We start from the raw sequence: 1,755 nt of genomic DNA, 5'->3' as shown, positions 1-1,755 counted from the left end.
GCTGTCCCAGGATGAGGTGCGGCGCCTGGCAACCACCGCCGAGCGCGAGCGCATTGGCCGTGATCTGCATGACCTGCTGGGCCACACGCTGTCGCTGATCACGCTGAAGCTGGAACTGGCGCGCAAGCTGTACGACCGCGATGACGCGCGTGCACGGCAGGAGATCGGTGAAGCCGAGGCCATCGCCCGCGAAGCGCTGGCACAGGTACGCAGTGCGGTGACCGGCATCCGTGCCAGCGATCTGGCCGGCGAACTGGCATCGGCGCGGCTGCTGTTGGAATGCCAGCAGGTGCACCTGCAGTACATGCCGCCGCCGCCGATGCCAGTGGAAGTAGAGCGTGGGCTGGCACTGGTGCTGCGCGAGGCGGCGACCAACATCGTGCGCCACGCGCAGGCGACCCGGGTGCAGGTGGATTTCATGCTTGAGGACCGACAGTTGGTAATGCAGATACGCGATGACGGCCGTGGTGGCGTGCAGGCCGAGGGCAACGGATTGTCTGGCATGCGTGAGCGGGCAGCAGCGCTGGGTGGCCAGTTGACGCTGCAGTCGCCGCGCGGGGAAGGCACGCTGCTGACCGTGCGCGTGCCCCTGGTGGCCGCGACTACGCCGCTGTCGCCGGCATCGCTGGCACAGGGAGGCGCGGCATGATCCGCATCCTGCTGGCCGAGGATCAGGCGATGGTGCGTGGCGCATTGTCGGCGTTGCTGGGCCTGGAACCGGATATCGAGGTACTGGGCAGTGCTGCCGACGGCGAAGCCGCCTGGCGCATGCTGCAGCAGTTGCAGCCGGACATCCTGGTCACCGACATTGAGATGCCGGGGCTGAGCGGGCTGGAACTCGCCCAGCGCATCGCCCGTCATGAACTGCCGATCAAGGTGGTGATCGTGACCACCTTCGCCCGTGCCGGTTTCCTGCGCCGCGCGCTGGAAGCGGGCGTACTGGGCTATCTGTTGAAGGATGCACCGGCCGAGAAACTGGCCGAAGCGCTGCGCAAGGTGAAGCAGGGCATCCGCGCGATCGATCCGCAGCTGGCGCTGGATGCGTGGTCGCAGGCCGACCCGCTGACCGACCGCGAGCGCCGCGTACTGCGCCTGGCGGGCGAGGGCCGCACCGCCAGCGAGATCGCCGAGCAGCTGGGGCTGTCGCATGGCACGGTGCGCAATTACCTGTCCGAATGCATCGGCAAGCTGGGCGTGGCCAACCGGATCGAGGCGTACCGGCTGGCGCGGCAGAAGGGGTGGTTGTAGGGGGGCGTCACTTTTCTTTTCGCGCGAAAAGAAAAGTAACCAAAAGAAACGCGCCGCCAGCCGCGAGCCGGTGCTGCGCACCGGTGCCCTGTGCTCCTCGGTCCGTCGAGGGAGGGCGCGGGAACTCGCTGCGCTCAGACACCCGCGCCTCTTCGCCCTCGCCGGACCTGTGGTGCTCGGCTCGCTCAAGGCGGAATGGAAGGTCAAGATCAACGGCAAAGGCATCCACGCATGGCGTGGATCTACTGGGTGCAGCTGCGGCTTTTGACGTTGGGTCCGCCTTGTAGCGAGCCGAGCATCGCGGGGGAATCAGGGGCGAAGAGGCGCCGATGTCTGAGCGCAGCGAGTTCGGCGCCGTCCCCTGRTTCRCCGAGAAGCGCAGGGKACCGGTGCGYAGCACCGGCTYGCGGCCGGCGGCGTGTTTCTTTGGTTACTTTCTTGATGGCGCACATCCMTGTGCGCCACCCYRCGGGCCGGCTMCGCCGTTCCGCGCTGCTCSTGCAGCGC

2 protein-coding genes are annotated in these 1,755 nt (G+C 67.6%); both read left to right on the top strand.

Features of this window, described 5'->3' with window-relative positions:
- Window positions 1-649: sensor histidine kinase (locus tag AB4Y84_RS20835; RefSeq protein WP_442250837.1), on the top strand; the 649-nt coding region annotated here is incomplete at its 5' end.
- Window positions 646-1,248: a response regulator transcription factor gene (locus tag AB4Y84_RS20830; protein ID WP_442244027.1), complete on the top strand. Its 603-nt coding sequence runs from the start codon at window positions 646-648 to the stop codon at window positions 1,246-1,248. The genes AB4Y84_RS20835 and AB4Y84_RS20830, both read left to right, overlap by 4 nt.
- Window positions 1,249-1,755: the final 507 nt, after the last annotated feature.

Source organism: Stenotrophomonas sp. 2YAF22, from assembly GCF_052114665.1.
GTDB lineage: Bacteria > Pseudomonadota > Gammaproteobacteria > Xanthomonadales > Xanthomonadaceae > Stenotrophomonas > Stenotrophomonas indicatrix.
This window is presented reverse-complemented; position numbering and strand designations above follow the sequence as displayed.